General features: G+C 30.4%; 2 protein-coding genes. Both read right to left on the minus strand.

The genetic code is table 11. The features are described from left to right. Positions 1–3857, minus strand: a 3857-nt coding sequence (locus AC1RRN_RS21365) for a condensation domain-containing protein (protein ID WP_492969242.1), incomplete at its 3' end; no start/stop codon positions are given. A gap of 32 nt (positions 3858–3889) precedes the next feature. Then, the coding region (locus tag AC1RRN_RS21370) for a phosphopantetheine-binding protein (protein ID WP_492969244.1) at positions 3890–4138 on the minus strand (249 nt) is incomplete at its 5' end.

Genomic DNA, 4138 nt, shown 5'->3' on the forward strand with positions numbered 1-4138 from the left:
GGGGTTTTAGATACCTGATCCTCAAACAAATCAATTATTGTCTTATCCTGGGGATAAGACACTTGCGTATCGTTAAATTCAATCAGCACCTTTCTTAACTGTTGATCATTTAAGATTGAATGCTTTGAAATTTTTTCATCGGGAAACTCAACAAGCTGTTCAAGAAAACAGGAAAAATTATCTAGAAATGAACTGATGAATTCTAAATTAAAAACATCTTTATTATATTTTAATTCAAGTTCTATCGAATTTTGCACTTCAAAAAAAGTAAATTCTAAATTAAATCTTGTATAAACATCTTTCTGATTATCAGGTACCTGTATTTCAAATGGCACCTCTTTCTTAGAAACTAAGCCTTCTCTAGTATTATGATTTTGTAATGTAACCATTACATCAAAAAAAGCTGCACTCTTATCTATTCCTAAACTTTCAACTAACAAATCATATGGATACACCTGATATTCAAGTGCTTTTACTACAGATTTCAACTCTTCAGCTAGGCAGTTTTCAAAGTTCATGCTTCCAGAAGTTTCGGTATAAATTGGTAATGTATTCACAAATAGACCAATTATAGATTCGAATTCTTTCTTAACTCTACCAGAAACAGGAGTACCAATAATAAAATTTTCTTGAGCTAATCGATACAAATATATTCTTACAGAAGAGAGTAAAACAGTAAATAAAGTTGCTCTGTTTTTTTTTGCAATTTTATTAAGTTTTGAACTTATATCTGAATTTATAACATAATTTACCCTTTGCCCATCGAATGTCTTCACATTCTGGTTTCCTAAATTTAAATTTGTATTAATATTTTTTAATTTCTCTTGCCAATATATTTGATAATGAATTGTTTTTTCTGGGGTTAGATTTTCTTTGAGCCAATTGACATATTGTAAATAATTCTCATTTTTATCTGTATTTTTATAATCTCCATTTGATAATTGCCCATATATTTTTACAAATTCAGACATAAAAATACCTGCTGACCAACCGTCAAAAATAATGTGGTGGAATAATAAATTTAATTGATAGTTATTTTCATCTAATTGTATAACCTGTATACGAAATAATGGTCCTTTCTCTAAATCAAATAAAGTATTGTTTATTTCCTGTTCTTTTAATACAAGAGACTTTATATCGCTTATATGCTTGAATTCAAAGATCTCTTCAAAATTAATTTCATTCAAAGGAAGTATTTTTTGAAAAATAGATGCATATTCATCGATTCCAAAAACAGTCCGCAAACTATGATGTTTATTTATCATAATTTGGATAACTTCCTTAAGCAATTTAATATCTACTTCTCCCTTTATATTAAGATTTATATTAATGTTATATGCCAAAGACAAAGCCGGAATTTGCGATTCAATCCACATTCTTTTTTGTGAATTAGAAACATCAAAATTGCCAGAATAAATATCATTTAATACTAAAAGTTCTTTTGCCGGAAGCTTTAAATCAACTATTGATTCAATCAATATTGACATCTCTTCAGGTGTTCCATTTTCAAATAAGTCATCAATACTAAGATTTAAAACAAAACGTTCATTAATCCTGTTGATTAATTGCATTCCATTTAAAGAATGTCCTCCCAATTCAAAAAAATCATTCTCTTTTTGAATTTCTGTTTTTAAAATTTCACTCCACATCTTTACCAACTGCAAAACAACAGGTGTTCCATTATAATCTTCTTGATCTGATACTTTTATCTCTCTCGCTGATCCAGGACTGTATGGATTATCAGTAGTCCTTAACCAGCATCTTTTTTCATCAAAACAATATGAAGGCAATTCTGTCTTAAAGAATTTTACGTTATCGTAATAACCTTTTGGATCAGTATTGCAATTAAGACTAAACAATAGTTTTAGATTATTAAGAACCGGCAGACTGTAACCTATTACATCATATGTCAATTTAGTATTAATCATGCTTTTAAAAATATTGCATAATTTTCCCTCATAACCTATTCCAATTATCCTCAGACCGTCAGGATATTTGCTTAATAATTTTTGTGCACGTGTTGTTAACGCTTCTTTATTATTTTCATCCTCATTGTAAATATTATTATCAACAATCTGCAGGGCTTGATCCAGGGACAGCTCTTTCTTTAAAACTTTTAATAAAATGCTTCCAGCTCCAACTCCAATCATTGCATTGATAAGAACACCAGATTTTACAAGTGACTGATAACTAAAATATTGAACAATAAGACATTTCTGAGCATTACTCAAAAGATCATATTGATAAGACGCTAAATCGGGTAGCCTTTTTAATGTTTCATTATCTATGACTATAGAATCATCAAAAACTAAAATATTTTCTTGGGAATAGTCAATGCTACTGTCGACAAACATTTCAACTGTAACGTTTTCTAATATTTCAAGTAGTTGATGTATATCTTTAGCTATTGCTATGTATCGATACTGATAAATTTCCCTGCAAAAATTTAATGTATATGAAATATCATGTATTTTGTCTGTAGTCTCTTTTATATAACTTTTAAACGTCTCCAAGTAATTATTCAGACTTGTTATACTTTTTGCACTAAAAAAGAATAAAAATTCATCTTGATCATTTAATGAATCCGATAAATTATTTTTTTCATATGATTCCAAAATTAAGTGAGCATTTGTTCCCATTAAACCAAAAGAACTAACACCCGCAATTTTTTTATTTGTTTTTTTTACTTTATCCCAGCTAATAGGGCTAGTGACTATCTCAACTTTAGCTTTCTCAAAATCTATATATGAATTTAATGGAAGTGCATTAACTGACGGATATATAATGTTATTTCTGAATGAAAGCAGGACCTTTATGATACCGACAATTCCAGAAGCTCTGTCTGTATGCCCAATATTAGATTTAACTGCTGACACATAAACTTTTTCATCGTTGTTAAGTGCATTTGTAAAGACTTGAGACATTCCTTCAATTTCAATTGGATCTCCAAGTTTTGTAGCTGTTCCATGAGCTTCAATAAATGCAACATCATTAGGTTTAAGTTTTGCTTTTCTCAGAGCTTGACGAATCACATCTGATTGAGCATCACTGCTTGGTGCCATGATACTTGCAGACTGCCCGCCATCCTGATTCAATCCAACTCCTTTTATTACCCCATAGATTATATCTCCGTCTGCTTCTGCCTGTTCTACTGTCTTAAGTAACACACATGCTACAACTTCACCTCCAAGTGTTCCGTCTGCTTTTTCAGAAAATGGATTACAACTTCCATTTTTTGCTTCAATACCAAGGACAATTTTAGTGTTTTTTTGTGGTGGAATAACACTTATGTTTACTCCACATACCAACGCTAAATCCGTTTCATTTAGCATTAAATCTTTACATGCAAGTGATATTGCTGTTAATGAAGAAGAACAAGCTGTATCAACATTTAACGCTAATCCTCTTAAATCAAAAAATCGAGAGATTCTACTTCCAAGCATAGAACTCGTATTTCCTGCGATTAATGTTGGAGATGACGCTTCTGCTAAATGATAATAATTTGTATCCGTATCCCCTACATATACAGACGTATTAGAGCCTTTCAAATCTTTTAATCTGTAACCAGCGTTTTCAAAGGTTTTATAAGCCTCTTGCAGAGTCAGTCTTTGGTGTGGCGTCATTTCTTCTGCTTCTCCCAATGATATGTTAAAAAATTTATAGTCAAAAAGAGTGATTTCATCTAAATATCCTGCTTTGTAATAACTGATTTCTTCTGAAAGCGAAGTATTAAACAATCTTTTTTTTGATATTTCATTGATAGAGCATTTCCCATCCAATAAGTTTTTAGAAAATTCATTTATTGACTTAGCATCAGGGAAAACACCTGAAAATCCAATAATTGCAATATCTTTCATATATTATTTTATATATTTTTTGTATACTTTTTTTAAAAATCAATTTCATTAATTTCTGCTTGATTCGAAGAAATTAGACTATCCTTCGATAAATATTCAGCTTGCAGATTGATTGAAGTCATCGAGAACAAATCAGTAATTTTAATATCTTGTGATATGTTTTTCCTAATCAGTTCATATAGTCTTGTTACTTTTAAACTATGTCCGCCCAACTCAAAAAAATTGTCGGTGATCCCTATCTTATCAACCCCAAGCACATCCTGCCAGATAACTGCCAGCTG

The organism is Flavobacterium sp. GW821-FHT11G01, assembly GCF_058808175.1.